The following is a 19,937-nucleotide window of genomic DNA, read 5'->3' as shown; positions in this document are numbered from 1 at the left end:
TTTCGACGCCGATCACCCCGCTACCGGGGTCCCTTTTCCACGCCGATCCACACTCCCGCACAAACGGGCGAAGGACATGCAGTGCAAGCCGAATTTCGACCGTGCCCACCGGCTCCTGCGCCGATCGCTGCGCCGCCTCACGTAGCACCTGGCGCGACAGGTTGATCAACGCATGACGGTGCGCACGCCGCCCCGCACGCATATCCTGCTGCCAGATGCCTCAATCGTCTCCAGCACCAGCGCGTAGGACTTCACCAACCCGGCTGCGGTGAAGTCGCGGATGAGCTGCGCTGCGTTCGGGACGCCGACCAGCTCGACGAGCTGGATCGCTTTTGTTGGCGGAACGGGGTGGAAGGCGGTCAACGTCGATCTCCTGTCTACCCAGACCGACTGCATCAGTGAGCGTGAAAAAGCCCTATACAGCGAGTCGCTTAAGCCGCCGCTGTTCGCGCCTGTTCGGAATAAGCCGCATCAGAATGTGGGAACGCCTGAGGGGTCGCGCATAGGCTTGCCGCCAACAATGCGCTGTAAAAACACGAAAATAGTGAAAGTGGGTGGTGCCGCTTACAGGACTCGAACCTGTGACCCCCGCATTACGAATGCGATGCTCTACCAGCTGAGCTAAAGCGGCCAACGCGTCTCCGCATGGGAAACGTCGTGGAGGCGGCGCTTAGCAGCGGGAAACGGCGTTGACAAGCGTCTCGCGGCTTTACCGGGCCTTTACCATCCGCGCGGCAAAAGCGTCGGGCGAATCCGGCCGAATGACAGGCCGCTCGCCGGAACGGACGATGAGCATGGACAGCGCACGCGGCTACGACGATCTTCGCCAGGACGACGATCCCACCGAGGGCGGCGTCGGCGAACCGCATGCGCCGGTCGGCTCGGACGAGCGCCGGATGCAGGTACGCGCCTATAATCACTGGGTATCGCTGCTGCGCGGCCGCGCCTATCCGGCGATCGAGGATCTGGAGCCGGAAAGCATCGCCGATTTCGGCCCGCACAGCGTGCTGCTCGATTTCTCCGCCGGCGTCGAGGATCCCACCATCCAGTTCATCGGCCGCGCGCTGCGCGAGGAATGCGCGGTCGACCAGTCGATCGCGCGGATCTCCGATGTGCCGTCGCGCTCGCTGCTGTCGCGGCTGACCGATCATTATCTGCAGATCATCGCCAATCGCGCGCCGATCGGGTTCGAGGCCGAATTCACCGGCACGCGCGGGCACAACACCATGTATCGCGGCATCCTGATGCCCTTCTCGTCGGATGCGCAGTCGATCGACTATATCTACGGCGTTATCAACTGGAAGGAGCTGGTCGCCGCCGACGATCAGGCCGGGCTCGATGCCGAACTGGCCGCGGCGATCCGCGCGCCGCGCCACGATCCGCTGCCCGGCGGCGTCTGGGCGGACGGCCCGTGCGCCGCCGCCCCGGCCCCGGAGCCGGAGGTCGCGCCCACGACGCTCGACGAACTGCTCGCCGCCGCGCGCGACAGCGCCGCCGCCGCCCGCACCGCGCACCTGCGCAGCCATGCGGCGCTGTACCGCGCGCTGGGCCGCGCGTACGATGTCGCGCTCGCCGCCGCTGCCGATCCGGCGCGGCTGGAAGAACTGCTCGCCGCCGACGACATCCGCGTGCAGGCGCGCGCGCCGATGACCGCGATCGCCAAGCTCGTGTTCGGCGTGGATCACGACAAGACGCGGCTGACCGAGGCCGCCACCGTGCTCGCCTGGGCGCAGCGCACCGGTATCGGCGCGGGTGCGCTCGCCCATGCGCTGGAGCGCGCCGAGGGCGGGATCAAGGGGATCGTGGCGAGCGAACGCGCCCTGCGCCAGCCCGAAGAGGCCGCGCCGCTGCTGCCGCTCGCCGAGCGGACGGCACTCGCCGAGCTGGCGATCGACAGCGGGCTCGACGAAGGCGCGCCGGTCGTGCTGCTCGGCCGCGCCACCGCGACCGGGATCGTCGTCGTCGGCACGGTCGGCGACGATGCCAAGCTCGCCGCGCAGGTGCTGCGCCGGCTGCATTGATGCAATTCGACGCTGCACCGATGCAGTGCGGCAACGCTTGAGCTAGGCGCGCGAGGGGCGCATAGCTTCGCCCATGCCGGAAAAGTCTCTTCAGATACTGTCTGCTGCGCTGGCGGCGCGGCTCACCTATCGCGCATTGCCGGGCGAGCTTGCCGGCTTCGGCGAGGACAAGCAGGCGGAGGCCGCGGCCTTCCTGGCGCAGACCGCCGCGGTGCGCGCGCCGGGCACGCCGGTGCTTGCGCTGGAGCAATTGCCCGGCGACGGCGCGCGGCGGCGGATGCGGTTGGCGATCGTCAACGACGACATGCCGTTCCTGGTCGATTCGGTCGCGGCGGCGATCGGCGACCGTGACATTGCGGTCGATCGCGTCATCCACCCCGTGATCCGCGTGTCGCGCGATGCCGACGGGCGGCTGACCGATATCGAGGACGTCGACGGCAAGCCCGAATCGATGATCTATATCGAGCTGGAGCGCGTCGACGCGCGCGACCGTCGCGCGCTGACCGACGAGATCGAGCGCCTGCTCGCCGACGTCCGCGTCGCGGTGCGCGACTGGCGCGCGATGCAGGGCACGCTCGCCGCGGACGCCGGGGTGATCGACGATGTCGGCGGCGACCCGGAAGGCGCGGCGCTGCTGCGCTGGTTCCTCGACCGGCATTTCACCTTGCTCGGGCATGAGCGCTGGCACGCCGATGGCAAGGTCGACGCCGCCGCCCCGCTCGGCATCGTCGTCAACGAGCATGAGGTGCCGATCCTCGCCGACCGGTCGCGGCGGCTGGCGATCGACTATTTCGTCGCGGGCAATTCGGCGCCGCTGCTGCTCAAGTCGAGCCTGATCTCGCCGGTCCACCGCCGCGTCCCGCTCGACCTGCTGGTGGTGCCGATCCACACCGGCGGGCGCGTCACCGGGCTGTCGATCCACGCCGGGCTGTGGACCTCCGCCGCGCTCAACGCGCCGCCGCGCAGCGTGCCGGTGCTGCGCCAGCGGCTGGCGGCGAGCGAGGCGAAGTTCGGCTTCGACCCCGCCGGCCACACCGGCAAGGCGCTGACCCATGCGATCGCGACGCTCCCGCACGACCTGATGACCGCGATCGGCGCGGCGTCGATGGAGGAACTGGCGCTCACCGCGATGAGCCTCGCCGACCGCCCGCGCCCGAAGCTGGTGCTGGTCCCCTCCCCGCTCGGTCGGCACCTCTATGCGTTCGTGTGGCTGCCGCGCGACGAGATGACCACCGCGCGCCGCGTCGCGATCGGGGAGATGCTCGCAGAGGCCGCCAACGGCCAGGTGCTCAACTGGTCGACCAGTGTCGAGGACGGGCGCGTCGCCTTGCTCCGCTACACGATCGACCTGCGCGGTGCGGGCGTGCTGCCCGATGCCGCCACGCTTGACGCGCAGCTCGAAAAGATGGTGCGCGGCTGGGCGCCATCGATCGAGGCCGCGCTGGCGGACGAGGTCGGGCCGGCGCGCGCCGCGCGGCTGGCGCTGCGCCACGCCGCGGCCTTCCCGGTCCGCTACCGTACCGGCGCGACCGCCGACGAGGCGGCGCGCGACATCGTCGCGATCGCCAATCTGGTCGACGAGGCCGATCGCGAGGTGCGCTTCACCGCCGGCGGCGACGGGATGCTCCACCTCAAGGTCTATCGCCAGGGCGGCCCGCTCGCGCTGTCCGACGCGGTGCCGGCGCTCGAACATTTCGGTTTCCGCGTCATCGAGGAGATGCCGACCGCGCTGACCGACGAGGAGCGCAGCTCGATCCACGATTTCACGCTCGAGACCAAGGCGGACATTCCCGCGGTGCTCGCGAGCGCCGACACGTTGCAGGAAGCGCTGGCGCAGGTCCTCGAAGGCCGCGCCGAGGATGACGGCTTCAACCGGCTGATGCTGGAAGCCGGGCTGTCGCCGTCGGCGGTGGTGCTGTTCCGCGCCTGGTATCGTTACTTGCGGCAGGCGGGGATGAGCTACGGCCCCGCCAACGTCGTCGACACGCTCACGCGCGTCCGCGACGTCACGCATGCGCTGGTCGAGCGCTTCGCCGCGCTCCACGATCCCGCCTCCACCGCCGACGCCGATGCGGCGCAGGGCGTGATCGACGCCGGGCTCGACGCGGTCACCGGGATCGACGACGACCGCATCCTGCGCGCCTTCCGCGCGGTGATCGACGCGACGCTGCGCACCAACGCCTTCACCGAAGCGGCGAACGAGGCACTCGCGTTCAAGCTCGACAGCGCGAAGATCCCCGGCCTCCCCGCCCCGCTGCCGTGGCGCGAGGTGTGGGTCTATTCGCCGCGCGTCGAGGGCATCCATCTGCGCGCCGGTCCGGTCGCGCGCGGCGGCCTGCGCTGGTCCGACCGCCGCGACGATTTCCGCACCGAAATCCTCGGGCTGATGAAGGCGCAGCGCGTCAAGAACGCCGTCATCGTGCCGACCGGCGCGAAGGGCGGCTTCTACGCCAAGCAGCTTCCCGCGCCGGCGAACCGCGACGCGTGGCTGGCGGAGGGAACCGAAGCCTATCGCATCTTCATCCGCACGCTTTTGTCGATCACCGACAATATCGAGAACGGCACCGTCGTTCACCCGCAGGGCGTGACGATCCTCGACGGCGAGGACCCCTATTTCGTCGTCGCCGCCGACAAGGGCACCGCGACGTTCAGCGACGTCGCTAATGCAATCGCGCTCGATCGCGACTTCTGGCTCGGCGACGCCTTCGCCAGCGGCGGGTCGCAAGGGTACGACCACAAGGCGATGGGCATCACCGCCAAGGGCGCGTGGGTGTCGGTCCAGCGCCATTTCGCCGAACGCGGCGTCGATGTGCAAACGCAGCCGATCCGCGTCGTCGGCTGCGGCGACATGTCGGGCGACGTCTTCGGCAACGGGATGCTGCTGTCGAAGGCGATCAAGCTGGTCGCCGCCTTCGACCATCGCCACATCTTCCTCGATCCCGACCCCGATCCGGCGACAAGCTGGGAAGAGCGCGCGCGGATGTTCGCGCTGCCGCGCTCGAGCTGGGCCGATTACGACACCGCGCTGATCTCGCAAGGCGGCGGCGTGTTCGCGCGCGACATGAAGTCGATTCCCCTCACCCCGCAGGTGCAGGCCGCGCTCGGCATCGCCGTCGACCGCATGGAGCCGACCGCGCTGATCTCGGCGATCCTGAAAAGCCCTGCCGACCTGATCTGGTTCGGCGGCATCGGCACGTACGTGAAGGCCGCGGCCGAGAACAACGCCACCGTCGGCGATCCCGCCAACGATCGTCTCCGCGTCGATGCCGAGGAATTGCGCGCGATCGCGATCGGCGAGGGCGCGAACCTCGGCGTCACGCAGGCGGCGCGCATCGCCTTCGCCGCGCGCGGCGGGCGGATCAACACCGACTTCATCGACAATTCGGCGGGCGTCGACTGCTCGGATAACGAGGTCAACATCAAGATCGCGCTCAACCGCGAGATGATCGAGGGCCGGCTATCGTTCGAGGACCGCAACCTCCTGCTCGGCAGCATGACCGACGATGTCGCGGAACTGGTGCTGGAGGACAACCGCCTCCAGACGCTGGGGCTCTCGATCGCGGAGCGCGGCGGCGCGCAGGCGCTGCCCAGCTATGTCCGGTTGATCGAGGTCTTCGAGGAATCGGGCCGGCTCGACCGCCAGGTCGAGGGGCTGGCGAACAACACCGACCTGCTGCGCCGCACCGGCGAGGGCCGCGGGCTCACCCGCCCCGAACTGGCGGTGCTGCTCGCGACCGCGAAGCTGTCGCTGCAGGACGCGATCGAGCATTCGGCGCTCGGTGAGGACGATGCGTTGCTCCCCGACCTGCACGCCGCCTTCCCGCATGCGATGCAGGAGCGCTTCGCCGCCGCGATCGACGCGCACCGCCTGCGCGGCGAGATCGTCGCGACCAAGCTCGCCAACCGCATCGTCAACCGCATCGGCATCCTCCATCCGTTCGAGCTGGCCGAGGAGGAAGGCGCGACGCTGGCCGACATCGCCGCGATGTTCGTCGTCGCCGAACGCCAGTTCGGTCTCGCGACCCTGTGGCAGGCGATTGAGACGACCGCGATGCCCGAAGCGGGACGCCTCGCACTGTTCGACGAGGTCGCGGTCGCGGTGCGGTCGCAGATCGCCGACCTGCTCCGCGCCACCGCACCCGGCACCCTGCCCTCGGCCGTGCTCGCACGGCTGTCGGGCGGGATCGACCGGCTCGCGGCGGCGACCGACGATCTGCTGCTCGACGAGGCACGCGCGCATTCGCGGCGCATCGCCGACACGCTGGAGGCGGCGGGCGCGCCGCACGATCTCGCGCTCAGCGTCGTGCGGCTGTTCGAGCTGGACGGCGCGGTCGGCCTCGCCGATCTCGGCGAACGCGCCGCGATCGACGAGACCCAGCTCGCGCGCGCCTTCACCCGGCTCGGCGAAGGGCTGGGGCTCGACTGGGCGCAGGGCACCGCGACGCGCATCAACCCCAGCGATCCGTGGGAACGGCTGCTGATCGCGGGGCTCGCGCGCGACTTCCAGCAGTTGCGGCTCGACTTCCTCGGACGCGGCGGCACGGGCGATCCGGTCGCGCTGGTCGATGCATGGCTGGCGCGCAACGCCGCGCGCGTCGGGCAATTCCGCGCCGTCATCGACCGCGCGCGTAATGCACAGGCCCCCAACGCGGCGATGCTCGCACAGATCGCGGGACAGGCGCGCGTCCTCCTCGGCCGCTGACCCCTTGAAACCCCTCCCCCCTCGGGAGTTGCAGGTCGGTCATGCGGCCAGCATGACCTAAACGATGCGGGGCATCGTTTACCTGCGGCGGGGTTGGGGTGGGGCCTGTCCTACAACGCCACGATCCGTCATTGCGAGCGGAGCGAAGCAATCCAGAGTCGGATCAGGACGCCCTGGATTGCTTCGCTCCGCTCGCAATGACGAAGCTCTTTGACACCGCCGTTCCCCACACTCGCCCCGTTGGTGCTGAGCTTGTCGAAGCACGTGCCGCACGAGCCGCCGAAACGTAATGGTCAGCGCGGTCACCAACCCCTCAACGCGCGCGAGGACCCCGTCAGCGTCTCAACATTCACAACATTCGCGGGACCCGCGCCCGCCTCCCCTCCACAACCCAACTTTACAGTGGCGCGCTCCCGTCGCTTCTGACATGCCCGCCCCGCACGACGGGGGGTTGAAGATGTTGGGTGCGCTCGCGAACAAGGTCCTGAACCGCTTCGGCATCGAGGCGGCGCGCGCGGCCACCTTTGGCAACTTCCTGCGGACCCGGCACATCGATCTGGTCGTCGACGTCGGTGGCAACCTCGGCCAGTTCGCCGAAAGCGTGCGGGAACGCGACTATACCGGCCGCATCCACTCTTTCGAGCCGGTCGGCAAGGTCTTCGCCGCACTGGAGCAGAAGGCCGCGCGCACTCCGCTATGGACCGTCTCGCGCCTCGCGCTGGGCGCCGAACCCGGCGAGGTCGAGATCAACCTTTACGACAACCACACGCTCAATTCGCTCCACGCGCTCGACGGCGGCACGGCGGAGCGGCTCGCGGTCGACCCGCGCGTGATCGGTACCGAGAAGGTGCCGATCGCCACGCTCGATTCGGTGCTCGCGACCGATCCCGCCACCTCGATCCTGCTCAAGATCGACACACAGGGTCACGAGCGCGCGGTGCTGGACGGCGCGCAGGCGGTGCTGGCCCGTACCTCGGCGCTGCTCCTCGAATTGCCGGTGCTGCCGCTCTACGAGGGGCTGTGGTCGTTCAACGAGGCGCTCGCCTATATCGATTCGCTCGGCTTCACCCCCGCGCAATTCCGCACCGTCAACACGATGGTCGACGACCCGGCTTGCGCGGTCGAGTTCGACTGCCTGTTCCGGCGCAAATAAGCGCTTACACCTCCGCCCAGCGGCGGAGCAGGTTGTGGTACACGCCGGTCAGTTGCACCGTCGCCGCCGCGCCTTGCCCCTGCGCCGCCGCCACCGCCTGCACGCCCTGATCCAGCTCGAACAGGATGCGCCGCGCACCGTCGTCGCGAACCATCGACTGAATCCAGAAAAAGCTCGCCAGCCGCACCCCACGCGTCACCGGCGCGACCCGGTGCAGGCTGGAGGCGGGATAGAGCACCATATGCCCGGCGGGCAGCTTCACCGCCTGGGTCCCGAACTGCTCCTCGATCACCAGCTCGCCGCCGTCATAGCTGTCGGGATCGGCGAGAAAGAGCGTCGCGGACAGGTCGCTGCGGAGGCGAAAATCGCTGCCGCGCTTCATCCGGATCGCATTGTCGACGTGGACGCCGAAATCCTGCCCGCCCGCATAGCGGTTGAACAGCGGCGGGAACACCTTGGCCGGTAACGCCGCCGCGACGAACAACGGCGTGCGGCCGAGCGCGTCGAGGATCATGCCCCCCGCCGCGCGCGCCGCCGCGCCGTCCTCGGGCAACTGGCTGTTGCGCTTGGCGAGCGCCGCCTGCGGCCCCGACGTCTCGTTGCCGTCGATCCAGTCCGCCGCATCGATCGTCGCGCGCACTTGCGCCAGCGCCGCGGCGTCCAGCACGTCGGGGATCGCGATCAGCATAAATGATCCTTTACTACCGTCATTGCGAGCGAAGCGAAGCAATCCAGGGCAGCACGCGAAACACTGGATTGCTTCGCTGCGCTCGCAATGACAGCGGATGTACGTGCGTCAGAAACTATAAAACACACTCAGTGTCGCCTGCCGTCGATCGCCCGGCATCGCCCAGCCGCCGGTGACCACGCCGGTCGTCGCGTTGATGTTGTTGCGGACATTCGTTAGATACTTTTCGTCGGTGACGTTCTGGACGTTGAGCTGCATCGTCAGTCCGTCGCGGAAGCTGTACGCCAGATAGGCGCGATGGATCAGGTAATCGTCGGTCTTCAGCAGCGCGGCATTGGCGAGCGTCGGGACATAGGTGGTGAACGCCCCCTGATAGGTCAGGCCATAGCCGACCTCGAGCCCGAACGGCAGCTTGTAGGTGGTGAACAGGCTGCCCGAGTGCGGCGGGGTCTGGACCAGCGGGCTGCCGCGCTGCGGATCGGGGTTGGCGGCGGTATTGCCGCAGCCGTTGCCGCCCGGATTGGCGAGGCAGAAGTCCGACACCGACTGCAGCACCTTGCTGTCGAGATAGGTGTAATTGGCGAAAACCGTCCAGGCGCGCGTGACGTTACCCGACACACCCAGCGCGATCCCGTCGACGCGGCTGTGTCCGTCGAGCACCTGCACCGTCGGCAACGCCGGGTCGTTCGACGGGATGCGGTAATTGGTCCGCTCGTTGCGGAACGCCGCGGCGGTCAGCTCCAGCCGCCGCCCGAACAGCCCGGCCTTTACGCCGACCTCGTAATTGCGCGCGGTCTCCGGCGCGACGTCGCAGGTGTTGGTGACGATCGCATTGGAGACGCTGACGCAGCCCGCGCGAACGCTTGCCGACGACGGTGTCTTGGCGTTGCCGTAGCTGGCATAGACGCTGACGTCCTGGATCGGGTGATACACCAGCCCTGCACGATACGAGAACAGCCGCTCGCGGTTCACCTGCCGTGCCTGTGCCGCCACGGGCTGCGTGACGCCGGGCGCCGCGACGATCGGAAGCTGGTCGAACTCGGCATGTTGCTGTTCCCAGCGGACACCCGCGTTCACTTCGACATGCCGCCCCAGCTCCAGCGTGTCGAACGCATAGACTGCGACGTTGCGGGTCGAGGACTGCGAATGCGCGGTCGTGACGTAGTTGATCGGCCCGCGATAGACAGTGTCGGGATTGCTGATCGCCAGCACCGGCAACGCGGCGATCGCCGAGCCGTCTGCATTGCGCAACAGCGATCCGGTGATGATCCTGTAATCCTCGACCATCCACGAAGCGCCGACGTTCGCGACGTTGCGCACGCCACCTTTTTCGCCGTGTTCCAGACGGATATCGGTCTGATTGGCGAAAAGCTGGTTCACCTGATCGCGCACCAGCCCGCGCGGTCCCGACGGCAGCCATTGCCCCGGGCGCAGCGTCGACGGACACGCCGCTCCGGTCGTGCCGCCCGCCACCTGCACCGGCTGCGTGCCCGTCGACAGGCAGAACGTGCCCTGCGGCGCGCTGGTGACGCTATATTGCCCGACGCGCTGCCAACGCGTGAGATTGCGGACCGATAGATGATCGTCGACCTGATGGCGCAGCGTCGCGGTCAGCCGGTCGACGTCGATGTCCTGCCGGTCGAGGTTGCGATAGCCGTAATAATCGCTGCGGTCCGCCCCGGTGATCAGCCCACCGACCAGATCGTTGTTGAAGAACGGAATGCCGTACAGCGGCGTGTTGCGATCCTGCTGATGGACATAGGCGAGCGTCAGGCTGGTGGGCGCGCCCATCCCGATCGTCACCGCAGGCGCCACGCCCCAGCGTTCGTACTTCTCGACGTCGCGACCGGGCACGTCATTGTGGTGATAGACCGCGTTCAGCCGAACGCCGATCGTGTCGTTCACCCGCTCGTTGGCGTCGAGCGCGGCGCGATAATAACGATCGGTGCCGACCGCGGCTTGCGCGATCGTCAGGTCCTCCGGGCGCGGCTCCTTGCTGACCAGATTGATCGTTCCCCCGACCGATCCCGATCCGTTGAAGACCGAATTGGCGCCGTTATAGACCTCGATCTGCTGGAGGTTGAAAGGATCGGTGCGGCTGTATTGCGCGCTGTCGCGGATGCCATCGATCGTGATGTCGTTGTTCGCCGAATAGCCGCGCAGGTTGATGCTGTCGCCATAGCCGCCCCCGCCTTCGCCCGCGCCGAAGGTGATGCCGGGCAACGTCTGGAGCGCATCGCGCAGCGTCAGCAGATTCTGCTTGCGCAGCACCTGGTCGGAAATGACCGTCACCGTCTGGGGCGTATCGAGCAGCGCCGAGGTCGCCTTCGGGCTTTCGAGCTGATCGGGTGCCCGCTCGCGCGCGCCAGTCACCACCACGTCGTCGCGATCGATTCGCGTGCGACCGTCCTGTTCGCTCGCTGGCCGGTCCGGCGTCTCGGCAAAGGCCGGCGCGGAGGCGATGAAACCGATGCACGACAGCGCAAGGAACGAGGCGGAAGACGACGACATGCTGGTGAACCCCCATTGTTATGGAAGCCCAGCTATTGCGAGTGACTTTCAGTGTCAACGCTAATGCGATTGGATCGCATCAATGTCGTAAAATGTTCGGGATGGGAGGCGAGCCACGTCCGCAGCGCGCTGGCGAGATTGGGGGGCTCCTCCTGCACGATCCGCAGCGCATCAATCTGTGCGACGAGCGCCGACAGCGGCAGCGACCGCGCGAGCGCGGCACGTTCCAGCGCGATCCAGAACACCGGCTCGAGGCTGACCGACGTGGCGTGCCCGGCGATCGTGACCGAGCGCTTGACCGGGCCGACGAACCCGCCGGGCGGTGACGCGATCATGTCGGCCACACGCACTCGTCACTCTTCGCAGCGAACGACGTCACTCCGCATCGAACAGCGCCGCGAGCTGCTCGATGATCGTCCCGCCAAGCTGCTCGGCATCCATGATCGTCACCGCGCGGCTGTAATAGCGCGTCACGTCGTGCCCGATCCCGATCGCGACCAGCTCGACCGGCGACCGCTTCTCGATCCACGCGATCACCTGCCGCAGATGCCGCTCCAGATACGATCCCGAATTGACGCTCAGCGTCGAATCGTCGACCGGCGCGCCGTCCGAGATGACCATCAGGATGCGCCGCTCCTCGGGGCGCGCCATCATCCGGCCATGCGCCCACAACAGCGCCTCGCCGTCGATATTCTCCTTGAGCAGCCCCTCGCGCATCATCAGCCCCAACGCAGGCCGCGCGCGCCGCCACGGCTCGTCGGCGCGTTTGTAGACGATGTGGCGGACGTCGTTGAGCCGCCCCGGCTGCGGCGGGCGTCCGGCGGCGAGCCACGTCTCGCGGCTCTGCCCGCCCTTCCACGCGCGCGTCGTGAAGCCGAGGATCTCGGTCTTCACCCCGCACCGCTCCAGCGTGCGCGCCAGGATATCGGCGCTGATCGCCGCGATTGAGATCGGCCGCCCGCGCATCGACCCCGAATTGTCGATCAGCAGCGTCACCACCGTGTCGCGGAAATCGGTGTCGCGCTCGATCTTGTAGCTCAGCGACTGCGTCGGATTGACCACCACCCGCGCCAGCCGCGCGGCGTCGAGCAAGCCCTCTTCCTGATCGAAATCCCACGACCGTGACTGTTGCGCCATCAAGCGCCGCTGGAGCCGGTTGGCCAGCTTCGACACCGCCGATTGCAAATGGACGAGCTGCTGGTCGAGATAGCCGCGCAGCCGCGCCAGTTCCTCAGCGTCGCACAATTCGGTCGCGGCCACCACCTCGTCGAAGCGCTCGGTCCAGACCTTATAGTCGAATTGCGCGGCCAGATCGGCGGGCGGGCGGTTGGGGCGCACCGGCTGCATCCCCTCCTCGCCGTCGTCGCCCGGCTCGCCCTCGGCGTCGTCGATATCGTCGCCCTCGAGCTGCTCGCTCTCGCCCTCTTGCGCCTGGTCGTCGCGCTGCTGGCCGCGCGCCTCGACCTCGGACTCGCCTTCAGAGCCTTCCGCCTCGCCCTCGTCGGCCTCGTCGGTATCCTGCCCCTCCTCGCCTTCCTCGTCCTCGCCGCCCTCGTCGCTGTCCTGCGGCTCCTGCTCGCCCTCGACGAGTTCGAGCTGTTCAAGCAGCTTGCGCGTCAGCCCCTGGAAGGCACGCTGATCGTCGAGCGCGAGCGCCAGCGCGGAAAGGTCGACCTTCCCGTCGATCCACTCGCGCACCAGCGCCAGCGCGGGCTCGGCCTCGGCCGGCGGCAGCCGCCCGGTCAGCGCCTCGCGCACCATCAGCCCCAGTGCCGAGCCGAGCGGCACCTCGCTCCTGGTCCGCGCGCGCGTGATCGGGTCGCTGCGCAGCCGCACGTCGAGCGCGCGCGCCAGATTGTCGGCGATCCCGTCATAGCCGCGGCTGCCCAGCGCCTCGACGCGGGCATTCTCGATCGCATCATAGACCGACCGCGCATTCGCCTCGGCGGGCGCACCCCGCGCATGAAGCGCGTCGTCGTGGTGGCGCAGCCGCAGCGCAAAGCCATCGGCAAACCCCCGCGCCTCGGCGACCTGCTCGGCGGGCAAGGTCCGCGCCGGCATCGGCACGCGCAGATGCTTGCCCGACTGTGCCGGCGCATCGGCGGTATAGGCGAGTTCCAGCTCCGCCTCGTCGGACAGCGCACGCGCCGTCCCGCCGAGCACGGCCTTGAAGCGGTCGAGGGGAGTATCGGTGGCCATTACCAAAGAACCTTGCAGCCGAAGCGGGCGATCTCACGATCGCGAGTAAGGAGAGGAACGTCGCTCGCCAGCGCCTGTGCCGCCAACACGCGGTCGAACGGATCACGATGCGCGCCGGCCATCAAGCCGGCTCGTACGGCGACGTGATGCCCGATCGGCAGATGCCGAAAGCCTTCTGCCAGGATCGCGGCGTCGAAATCGGTGACCCGCTCCGCCATCACCGGCAACCGCCCGAGCCGTACCTTGGTCGCGATCTCCAGCCCCGACACCGCACTGACCATGATGGTGTTGCGCGGGTCGGACAGAATCTCGCTTGCCATCGGCGAGAGGCGATCCGCTGCGCCCCACCACCAGATCAGCGCATGGGTGTCGAGCAGGTAGACGTCAGACAATGTTGGAATACTTCCCTTCCCACGCGTCCAGTTCGTCGTCGGACAACGGCTCGAACCAGACCGAATCGGGGATGTCGCCGAGCAAGTCCTTGAACCGCCCCGGCGTCCGCCGGGCGGGCACCGGCGGGTCGATCGGCACCAGCTTGGCATAAGGCACGCCCGCCTTGGCAAGCACGATCTCCTCGCCCGCATGGGCGCGTTCGATCAGCCGCGACAACTGCGTCTTGGCCTCGTGCACGTTGAACGTCTTCTGCGGATCGGCCTCGGCCATCGCCCGTCTCCTTGGGTGGACTAAGTAGCTTGGTCCACCCCCGGCATCAAGCCTTCGCCACCACGCTCTCGGGCAGGTCCTTGCCGAACACGCGCCGGCGAACAAAATGAGGCGGCGTCGGTGGTCATCAGCGCTCCAGTGCCCGTTCGGCAGCCGCACGGATCAGCGGCACCTCGATACTTGCAAGGTCGAAGATCACGTCACGGGCGATATCGCGATATTCGTGACGCAGGCGATTGCCGAAGGCCCTCATCTTCGCGACGGGAACATCGGGTCCGAGCAGCGCCGCCTCCGCAGGAGCGATCTGCACGGCCGCTTCGGTGATCCGCTGGAGCAACCGCTCGACCGCGAAGACCGTGCGTTCGTCGGCGACGAATGTCGCAAGGGTCATTCCGTCCACGAAGCCCAGGATGCGATCGGCATCGTCGACCATGTCGCGCAACCGGGAGCGCGTGCGGTCAGAAAGCGTCGATGCGGTCACGGTCGATCTCGGCTTGCAGGCGGGGACGCGAAACGGGTTCGGTGACGATATCGACTGGCACGCCCAGCAGCGCGGCGACGCGTTCGTCGAGCGTGAAAAAGTCCCATCCCAGTCGCATGTCGTCGCGAAGTCGCACTGCCAGGTCGAGGTCAGACTGCGCACCGGCACTGCCACGCGCGGTCGACCCGAAGATCGCGACATGCTCGATCCCCATCGCCCGCAGATCGTCGCGATGCGCACGGAGCCGTCGCAATGCCTCGGCGCGTGTCATCCGTGTGCCACCACGCTTTCGGGCAGGTCCTTGCCGAACACGCGCTGATAATATTCCGCCACCAGCGCGCGTTCCGCCTCGTCGCACTTGTTCAGGAACGACAGCCGGAACGCAAACCCGACATCGCCGAAGATCAACGCATTCTGCGCCCAGGTGATGACGGTCCGCGGGCTCATCACGGTCGAGATGTCGCCGTTGACGAAGCCCTTGCGCGTCAGGTCGGCGACGCGCACCATGTACTCGACCAGCTTCTTGCCCTCGGGCTTGTCATATTCGCCCGATTTGGCGAGCACGATCCGCGCCTCGGTGACCGCCGGCAGATAGTTGAGCGTGACGACCACGTTCCAGCGGTCCATCTGCCCCTGATTGATCTGCTGCGTGCCATGATAAAGCCCGCTGGTGTCGCCGAGCCCGACGGTATTCGCGGTCGCGAACAGCCGGAAATACGGGTTCGGGCGGATCACGCGATTCTGGTCGAGCAGCGTCAGCTTGCCCTCGGTCTCCAGCACGCGCTGGATCACGAACATCACGTCCGGGCGGCCCGCATCATATTCGTCGAACACGAGCGCGGTCGGGGTCTGCAGCGCCCAGGGCAGCAGGCCTTCGCGGAACTCGGTGATCTGCTGGCCGTCCTTGAGCACGATCGCGTCGCGGCCGATCAGGTCGATGCGGCTGATATGCGCGTCGAGGTTGATGCGGATGCACGGCCAGTTGAGCCGCGCCGCCACCTGCTCGATATGGCTCGACTTGCCGGTGCCGTGATAGCCCTGCACCATCACGCGGCGGTTGTGCGCGAAGCCCGCGACGATCGCCAGCGTGGTGTCGGGATCGAAGACATAGGCGGGGTCGAGATCGGGCACGCGCTCGTCGGCGACCGAGAAGGCCGGCACCTCCATGTCCGAATCGATCCCGAACAGGTCGCGCACGCGCACCATCTTGTCGGGCGCATCGAGGATCGTGGACTCGCGGCTGTCGGGTTGCGTGTTCGGGATGTCGGTCATGCGTTGGCGCCGTTTCGCTGGAGTTTGCCGAACCACTGCGAAGCCGGCGCGCCCGCGTCAACCCGCCGCACGCCTCGCCCGGCCGGGTCGGGGCTGGAGGACGGGGGTTGAACGCGCGCGCTTCGCGCCGGTTTCCGCCATTTCCCGCGCCCGCGCCTTCGCGCATGATGGCGTGACAACGACTCGGAGAGGACGAGCGCGATGCGGATGATCTTCATCAACCTGCCGGTCGCCGACGTGGCGCGGTCGACCGCCTTCTACGAAGCGATCGGATTCGAGAAGAACCCCGACTTCTCGAACGACGTCGCCGCCGCAATGCGCTGGTCCGATGCGATCAGCGTGATGCTGCTCGACCACGGCTTCTATGCGACCTTCACCGACAAGCCGATCGCCGACACGCATCAGGTAAGCGCTGCCCTGCTGTGCCTGTCGTTCGACGATCGCGCCGCGGTCGATGCGATCCACGCCGCGGCACGCGGCGCGGGCGGCCGCGAAACCCGCCCGATCGTCGACCAGCAGTTCATGTACGGCGGCGCGTTCGAGGACCCGGACGGTCATACGTGGGAAACCGTCCACATGGATATGGGCGACTCTGCCCCGACCGGAGACGCAGCATGAGAAATCCGCACGGAACCCCGATCTGGTACGAATATCACGCCGTCGACGCCGATCGCGCGCAGGCGTTCTACGAACGGCTGTTCGGCTGGCAGGTCGCGCCCTCGGGCGACGTCGCGGGCATGGACTACCGGATCGTCAGCACCGCCGGCGGCGAAGGAGTCGCCGGGCTGATGCCGCGCCCCGATCCGAATGCCCGCGCCGGCTGGCTGTTCTATATCGGGGTCGACGACGTCGACGCCGCGATCGCCACCGCGCAGGCGGCAGGCGGCACGCTGCTGATGCCAGCGGTCGACATGGACGGGGTCGGCCGGATGGCGTTGCTCGCCGATGCGGAGGGACAGCCGTTCTACGTGATGCGCGGGGCGATGGATCAGCCGTCGCGCGCCTTCGCCGTGCCGCCCGAAACCGCGCCGGGGCAGATGGTGTGGAACGAACTGACCACCCCCGATCAGGACGGTGCGCTGGCCTTCTACGCCCGGCTGCTCGGCTGGACCCAGGAGCGCGGCATGTCGATGGGGCCGCTCGGCGAGTATCGCTTCGTCGACGCCGGACCGACCTGTATCGGCGCGACGATGCCGGTGCTGCCGAACGGCACGCCCGGCTGGCTGTTCTACGCGGAGGTCGAGGACGTCGACGCGGCGATCGCACGGCTGACGTCGATGGGTGGCACCGTGCTGCAAGGCCCCGACCCGATCCCCGGCGATGCCTTCTCGGTGGTCGCCGCCGACCCGGATGGCGCGCGGATCGGGTTCGTCGGGCCGCGGGCGGCGTGATGGACAAGGTCACGACATGGATCTGGTGCAATGGCACCGCCGAGGAACAGGCGCGCTTCTACACCGCGCTGATCCCCAACAGTGCGATCGACCGAATCATGCGCGCACCGCTCGATTATCCCGGCGGCGCGGCGGGCAAGGTGCTGACGGTCGAATTTACGCTCGCCGGGCGACCGTTCGCGCTGCTCGACGGCGGCCCCGGTCCCACGCATAGCGAGGCGATGTCGCTGTCGGTCGACTGCGCCGATCAGGCGGAGGTCGATCGCTATTGGGACGCCTTCCTCGCCAATGGCGGCTCCGAGGTGCAATGCGGCTGGCTCAAGGATCGCTGGGGCGTGGCGTGGCAGATCGTGCCGCGCCGCCTGACCGAGCTGATGAACGACCCGCAGCACGCGGCGAAGGCGATGGCGGCGATGATGGAGATGGTGCGGATCGACGTCGCGGCGCTGGAACGTGCGATCGCCTCTTGAGCCGCGGGGTATAATAGCTAACTAGGCGGGCGACGGGCATGTTTGCGGCGAGCCTCGCGATCGTGTACCCGCCGCCCGAGTAACGGCGCCGGTGCGCCTTCTGTGCGCCGACGATCCCTGACGAAGACGAGACGCGCGCATGGCCGAGTTCACGCTCCCGAAGAACAGCAAGATCAAGGGCGGGCAGAAGCATCCTTCCCCGCAACCGGGCGGCACGATGCGCAACTTCAAAGTGTATCGCTACGATCCCGACTCGGGGCAGAACCCGCGCTATGACACGTTCGAGGTCAATCTCGACGAATGCGGACCGATGGTTCTCGACGCGCTCATCAAGATCAAGGCGGAGCAGGACCCGTCGCTGACGTTCCGTCGCTCGTGCCGTGAGGGCATCTGCGGCTCGTGCTCGATGAACATCGACGGGCGCAACGGTCTCGCCTGCACCACCGCGATCGAGGACGTGAAGGGCGAGATCAAGATCACGCCGCTGCCCGCGATGGACGTCATCAAGGATCTCGTCCCCGATTTCACGCACTTCTACGCGCAATATGCGTCGATCACGCCGTGGCTGCAGACCGTCACCCCGCCGCCCGCCGGCAAGGAACGGCTTCAGTCGCCCGAGGAGCGCGCCAAGCTCGACGGTTTGTACGAGTGCATCCTGTGCGCCTGCTGCTCGACCTCGTGCCCCAGCTATTGGTGGAATTCGGACAAGTTCCTCGGCCCGGCGATCCTGCTCCAGGCGTATCGCTGGCTGGCCGACAGCCGCGACGAGATGACCGGCGAGCGGCTCGACGCGCTGGAGGATCCGTTCCGCCTTTATCGCTGCCACACGATCATGAATTGCGCGAACACCTGCCCCAAGGGGCTGTCGCCCGCCAAGGCGATCGCGGAGATCAAGAAGATGGAAGTCGAGCGGCTGGTCTGACGTCAGGCGCTCGCCGCCGTCGCCGCGCGCGAAGCAACACGAACCAGCGTCCCGTCAGGGGCGCTGGTTTTTTTGTGCTCCCGTTCGTGACCGGGGCCGCCGTTTGTTGCCCGGATCGCCTTCGTTGCGCCACCGCACGCGTCCGAACGGGGGTATTTTCGGGGTCACGTTGGCCCCCGCTGCGTCAAACGCGACACCCGCCGCTCCCGGCGTGCGACTTGATCCCTCGCGCCGGCTCGCCCAAAGCAGCCGTTTATTGTGCACAGCAACATCGACGTTGGAAGGAACGACATGGGCAAGGTGCTCGCCGCCTATCAGACGCTGATCGCGGCCGACGAACTGCGTCCCGACGCCGAACAGGCCGCCGGCGCCGCCCGCCTCGACGCGCTGGCCGCCGAGCTGGAGAAGCCGCGCACCGCGGGCCTGTTCCGACGCCGCACGATTCCGGCGCGTGGCATCTACATGTGGGGCGGCGTCGGCCGCGGCAAGTCCATGTTAATGGACCTCTTTTTTCATCATGTTGAGATCGAGAAGAAGCGCCGCGTCCATTTCGCAGAGTTCATGCTTGAGGTTCACGCGCGCATCGCCGTCGAGCGCCGCAAGGAACAGGGCGATCCGATCCTCCCGGTCGCCGAGGCATTGGCCGAGGAGGCGCGGCTGCTCGCCTTCGACGAGATGATGGTCACCAATTCGCCCGACGCGATGATCCTCTCGCGGCTGTTCACCGCGTTGATCGAGGCCGGCGTGACCGTGGTGACGACCAGCAACCGCGCCCCGTCCGACCTCTACAAGAACGGCCTGAACCGCGAGCATTTTCTTGGGTTTATCGCGCTGGTCGAGGAGCGGCTCGACGTCATCGCGCTCAACGGTCCGGTCGATTACCGTCGCGACCGGCTCGGCTCGCAGAAGACGTGGTGCGTGCCCAACGGCGAGCAGGCGACCGCCGACCTCTCCGCCGCCTTCTTCCGCCTGACCGACTATCCGCCAGAGGATCGCCAGCACGTCCCTGCCGAGGAACTGATCGTCCAAGGCCGCCCGCTGCGCGTGCCCAAGACGTTGAAGGGCGTGGCGGTTTTTGCGTTCAAGAAGCTGTGCGGCGAGGCGCGTGGCGCCGCCGACTATCTCGCGATCGCCCGGCGTTACCACACGGTCATCCTCGTCGGCATCCCGGTGCTGGGACCGGATAACCGGAATGAGGCCGCGCGCTTCGTCCAGCTCATCGATGCCTTGTACGAACACAAGGTCAAGCTGCTGGCGTCCGCCGATGCCGAGCCGGACCAGCTTTATCCACGCGGCGACGGCGCCTTCGAGTTCCAGCGCACCGTCAGCCGGCTGGAGGAAATGCGCTCCGAAAGCTACCTTACCGAAGGGCACGGCAGCGACTAATGATGCTGCGAACCATTTGCAATTTAAGTTTGGCGATGCGCGCTTTACGGGTTGCCCCCTGCCCCCGAAGGGCGTAGG

At 67.7% G+C, this 19,937-nt stretch carries 18 protein-coding genes and 1 tRNA gene; 8 read left to right on the top strand and 11 right to left on the bottom strand.

Annotation, left to right across the window (positions count from 1 at the left end; all coding sequences use genetic code 11):
- Positions 1-165 precede the first annotated feature (165 nt).
- Both AADI75_RS08975 and AADI75_RS08970 read right to left on the bottom strand, forming a co-directional pair.
- Positions 166-363, bottom strand: a complete 198-nt coding sequence (locus tag AADI75_RS08975) for a hypothetical protein (protein ID WP_341208692.1) — start codon at positions 361-363, stop codon at positions 166-168.
- A gap of 192 nt (positions 364-555) precedes the next feature.
- Positions 556-631 (bottom strand) — tRNA-Thr (locus tag AADI75_RS08970).
- 157 nt (positions 632-788) lie between these two features.
- On the opposite strand from AADI75_RS08970, the gene AADI75_RS08965 reads away from it, so the two are divergent.
- The 3 genes from AADI75_RS08965 (at position 789) to AADI75_RS08955 (ending at position 7,876) form a co-directional block, all read left to right on the top strand.
- Complete coding sequence (locus AADI75_RS08965; RefSeq protein ID WP_341208691.1) at positions 789-2,021, top strand: hypothetical protein; 1,233 nt, start codon at positions 789-791, stop codon at positions 2,019-2,021.
- Between the two features lie 73 nt (positions 2,022-2,094).
- Positions 2,095-6,723 carry an NAD-glutamate dehydrogenase domain-containing protein gene (locus AADI75_RS08960; protein WP_341208690.1) on the top strand — a complete coding sequence of 1,543 codons (4,629 nt, stop codon included), beginning with the start codon at positions 2,095-2,097 and terminating at the stop codon, positions 6,721-6,723.
- Positions 6,724-7,180: 457 nt separating this feature from the next.
- Positions 7,181-7,876: an FkbM family methyltransferase gene (locus AADI75_RS08955; RefSeq protein ID WP_341208689.1), complete on the top strand. Its 696-nt coding sequence runs from the start codon at positions 7,181-7,183 to the stop codon at positions 7,874-7,876.
- Positions 7,877-7,880: 4 nt separating this feature from the next.
- Here the strand turns inward: AADI75_RS08955 and AADI75_RS08950 are convergent, their stop codons facing one another.
- The 9 genes from AADI75_RS08950 to cobS all read right to left on the bottom strand — a co-directional run bounded on the left by AADI75_RS08950 (position 7,881) and on the right by cobS (position 15,690).
- Entirely contained in the window at positions 7,881-8,564 is a 684-nt protein-coding gene (locus AADI75_RS08950) for a Fe2+-dependent dioxygenase (protein ID WP_341208688.1), read from the bottom strand.
- Positions 8,565-8,672: 108 nt separating this feature from the next.
- Positions 8,673-11,075 carry a TonB-dependent receptor gene (locus AADI75_RS08945; RefSeq protein WP_341208687.1) on the bottom strand — a complete coding sequence of 801 codons (2,403 nt, stop codon included), beginning with the start codon at positions 11,073-11,075 and terminating at the stop codon, positions 8,673-8,675.
- A 32-nt stretch (positions 11,076-11,107) separates the two neighbouring features.
- Positions 11,108-11,410 (bottom strand): ribbon-helix-helix domain-containing protein, encoded by a 303-nt coding sequence (locus AADI75_RS08940; protein WP_341208695.1) that lies wholly within the window; start codon positions 11,408-11,410, stop codon positions 11,108-11,110.
- A 40-nt stretch (positions 11,411-11,450) separates the two neighbouring features.
- Entirely contained in the window at positions 11,451-13,274 is a 1,824-nt protein-coding gene (gene cobT, locus AADI75_RS08935) for a cobaltochelatase subunit CobT (protein ID WP_341208686.1), read from the bottom strand.
- Positions 13,274-13,666: a type II toxin-antitoxin system VapC family toxin gene (locus AADI75_RS08930; RefSeq protein WP_341208685.1), complete on the bottom strand. Its 393-nt coding sequence runs from the start codon at positions 13,664-13,666 to the stop codon at positions 13,274-13,276. Before AADI75_RS08930 ends, cobT begins: the two co-directional genes overlap by 1 nt.
- A complete protein-coding gene (locus AADI75_RS08925) occupies positions 13,659-13,937 on the bottom strand; it encodes a type II toxin-antitoxin system prevent-host-death family antitoxin (RefSeq protein WP_341208684.1) in 279 nt (92 codons plus the stop codon). Before AADI75_RS08925 ends, AADI75_RS08930 begins: the two co-directional genes overlap by 8 nt.
- A 127-nt stretch (positions 13,938-14,064) precedes the next feature.
- The gene (locus tag AADI75_RS08920) at positions 14,065-14,418 is read right to left on the bottom strand and encodes a HepT-like ribonuclease domain-containing protein (protein WP_341208683.1); all 354 of its coding nucleotides are present in this window, start codon (positions 14,416-14,418) and stop codon (positions 14,065-14,067) included.
- On the bottom strand, positions 14,396-14,689 hold the full coding sequence (locus tag AADI75_RS08915; RefSeq protein ID WP_341208682.1) for a nucleotidyltransferase domain-containing protein: 294 nt from the start codon (positions 14,687-14,689) through the stop codon (positions 14,396-14,398). The genes AADI75_RS08920 and AADI75_RS08915 overlap by 23 nt, the downstream gene beginning before the upstream one ends.
- Positions 14,686-15,690: a cobaltochelatase subunit CobS gene (cobS, locus tag AADI75_RS08910; protein ID WP_341208681.1), complete on the bottom strand. Its 1,005-nt coding sequence runs from the start codon at positions 15,688-15,690 to the stop codon at positions 14,686-14,688. The genes AADI75_RS08915 and cobS overlap by 4 nt, the downstream gene beginning before the upstream one ends.
- Positions 15,691-15,891: 201 nt before the next feature.
- Here cobS and AADI75_RS08905 point away from each other — a divergent pair, with 201 nt between their 5' ends.
- From AADI75_RS08905 to zapE, 5 genes are all read left to right on the top strand, one after another.
- Positions 15,892-16,308: a VOC family protein gene (locus AADI75_RS08905; RefSeq protein WP_341208680.1), complete on the top strand. Its 417-nt coding sequence runs from the start codon at positions 15,892-15,894 to the stop codon at positions 16,306-16,308.
- Positions 16,305-17,081, top strand: a complete 777-nt coding sequence (locus tag AADI75_RS08900) for a VOC family protein (protein WP_341208679.1) — start codon at positions 16,305-16,307, stop codon at positions 17,079-17,081. Before AADI75_RS08905 ends, AADI75_RS08900 begins: the two co-directional genes overlap by 4 nt.
- A complete protein-coding gene (locus AADI75_RS08895) occupies positions 17,081-17,551 on the top strand; it encodes a VOC family protein (protein ID WP_341208678.1) in 471 nt (156 codons plus the stop codon). The genes AADI75_RS08900 and AADI75_RS08895 overlap by 1 nt, the downstream gene beginning before the upstream one ends.
- Before the next feature lie 139 nt (positions 17,552-17,690).
- Positions 17,691-18,473 carry a succinate dehydrogenase iron-sulfur subunit gene (locus AADI75_RS08890; protein ID WP_341208677.1) on the top strand — a complete coding sequence of 261 codons (783 nt, stop codon included), beginning with the start codon at positions 17,691-17,693 and terminating at the stop codon, positions 18,471-18,473.
- A 291-nt stretch (positions 18,474-18,764) separates the two neighbouring features.
- Complete coding sequence (gene zapE / locus AADI75_RS08885; RefSeq protein ID WP_341208676.1) at positions 18,765-19,859, top strand: cell division protein ZapE; 1,095 nt, start codon at positions 18,765-18,767, stop codon at positions 19,857-19,859.
- The last annotated feature ends 78 nt before the right edge of the window (positions 19,860-19,937 follow it).

The organism is uncultured Sphingomonas sp., from assembly GCF_964021865.1.
Classification (GTDB): domain Bacteria; phylum Pseudomonadota; class Alphaproteobacteria; order Sphingomonadales; family Sphingomonadaceae; genus Sphingomonas.
Note: the sequence above shows the minus strand (reverse complement) of the source record. Positions and strands in the feature narration are given on the sequence as shown.

What these genes read in the sequence shown, in the direction of transcription:
- AADI75_RS08965 (WP_341208691.1), top strand. Translation starts at nt 789, where the DNA reads ATGAGCATGGACAGCGCACGCGGCTACGACGATCTTCGCCAGGACGAC.
- AADI75_RS08960 (WP_341208690.1), top strand. Translation starts at nt 2,095, where the DNA reads ATGCCGGAAAAGTCTCTTCAGATACTGTCTGCTGCGCTGGCGGCGCGG.
- AADI75_RS08955 (WP_341208689.1), top strand. Translation starts at nt 7,181, where the DNA reads ATGTTGGGTGCGCTCGCGAACAAGGTCCTGAACCGCTTCGGCATCGAG.
- AADI75_RS08950 (WP_341208688.1), bottom strand. Translation starts at nt 8,564, where the DNA reads ATGCTGATCGCGATCCCCGACGTGCTGGACGCCGCGGCGCTGGCGCAA.
- AADI75_RS08945 (WP_341208687.1), bottom strand. Translation starts at nt 11,075, where the DNA reads ATGTCGTCGTCTTCCGCCTCGTTCCTTGCGCTGTCGTGCATCGGTTTC.
- AADI75_RS08940 (WP_341208695.1), bottom strand. Translation starts at nt 11,410, where the DNA reads ATGATCGCGTCACCGCCCGGCGGGTTCGTCGGCCCGGTCAAGCGCTCG.
- cobT (WP_341208686.1), bottom strand. Translation starts at nt 13,274, where the DNA reads ATGGCCACCGATACTCCCCTCGACCGCTTCAAGGCCGTGCTCGGCGGG.
- AADI75_RS08925 (WP_341208684.1), bottom strand. Translation starts at nt 13,937, where the DNA reads ATGGCCGAGGCCGATCCGCAGAAGACGTTCAACGTGCACGAGGCCAAG.
- AADI75_RS08915 (WP_341208682.1), bottom strand. Translation starts at nt 14,689, where the DNA reads ATGACACGCGCCGAGGCATTGCGACGGCTCCGTGCGCATCGCGACGAT.
- cobS (WP_341208681.1), bottom strand. Translation starts at nt 15,690, where the DNA reads ATGACCGACATCCCGAACACGCAACCCGACAGCCGCGAGTCCACGATC.
- AADI75_RS08905 (WP_341208680.1), top strand. Translation starts at nt 15,892, where the DNA reads ATGCGGATGATCTTCATCAACCTGCCGGTCGCCGACGTGGCGCGGTCG.
- AADI75_RS08900 (WP_341208679.1), top strand. Translation starts at nt 16,305, where the DNA reads ATGAGAAATCCGCACGGAACCCCGATCTGGTACGAATATCACGCCGTC.
- AADI75_RS08895 (WP_341208678.1), top strand. Translation starts at nt 17,081, where the DNA reads ATGGACAAGGTCACGACATGGATCTGGTGCAATGGCACCGCCGAGGAA.
- AADI75_RS08890 (WP_341208677.1), top strand. Translation starts at nt 17,691, where the DNA reads ATGGCCGAGTTCACGCTCCCGAAGAACAGCAAGATCAAGGGCGGGCAG.
- zapE (WP_341208676.1), top strand. Translation starts at nt 18,765, where the DNA reads ATGGGCAAGGTGCTCGCCGCCTATCAGACGCTGATCGCGGCCGACGAA.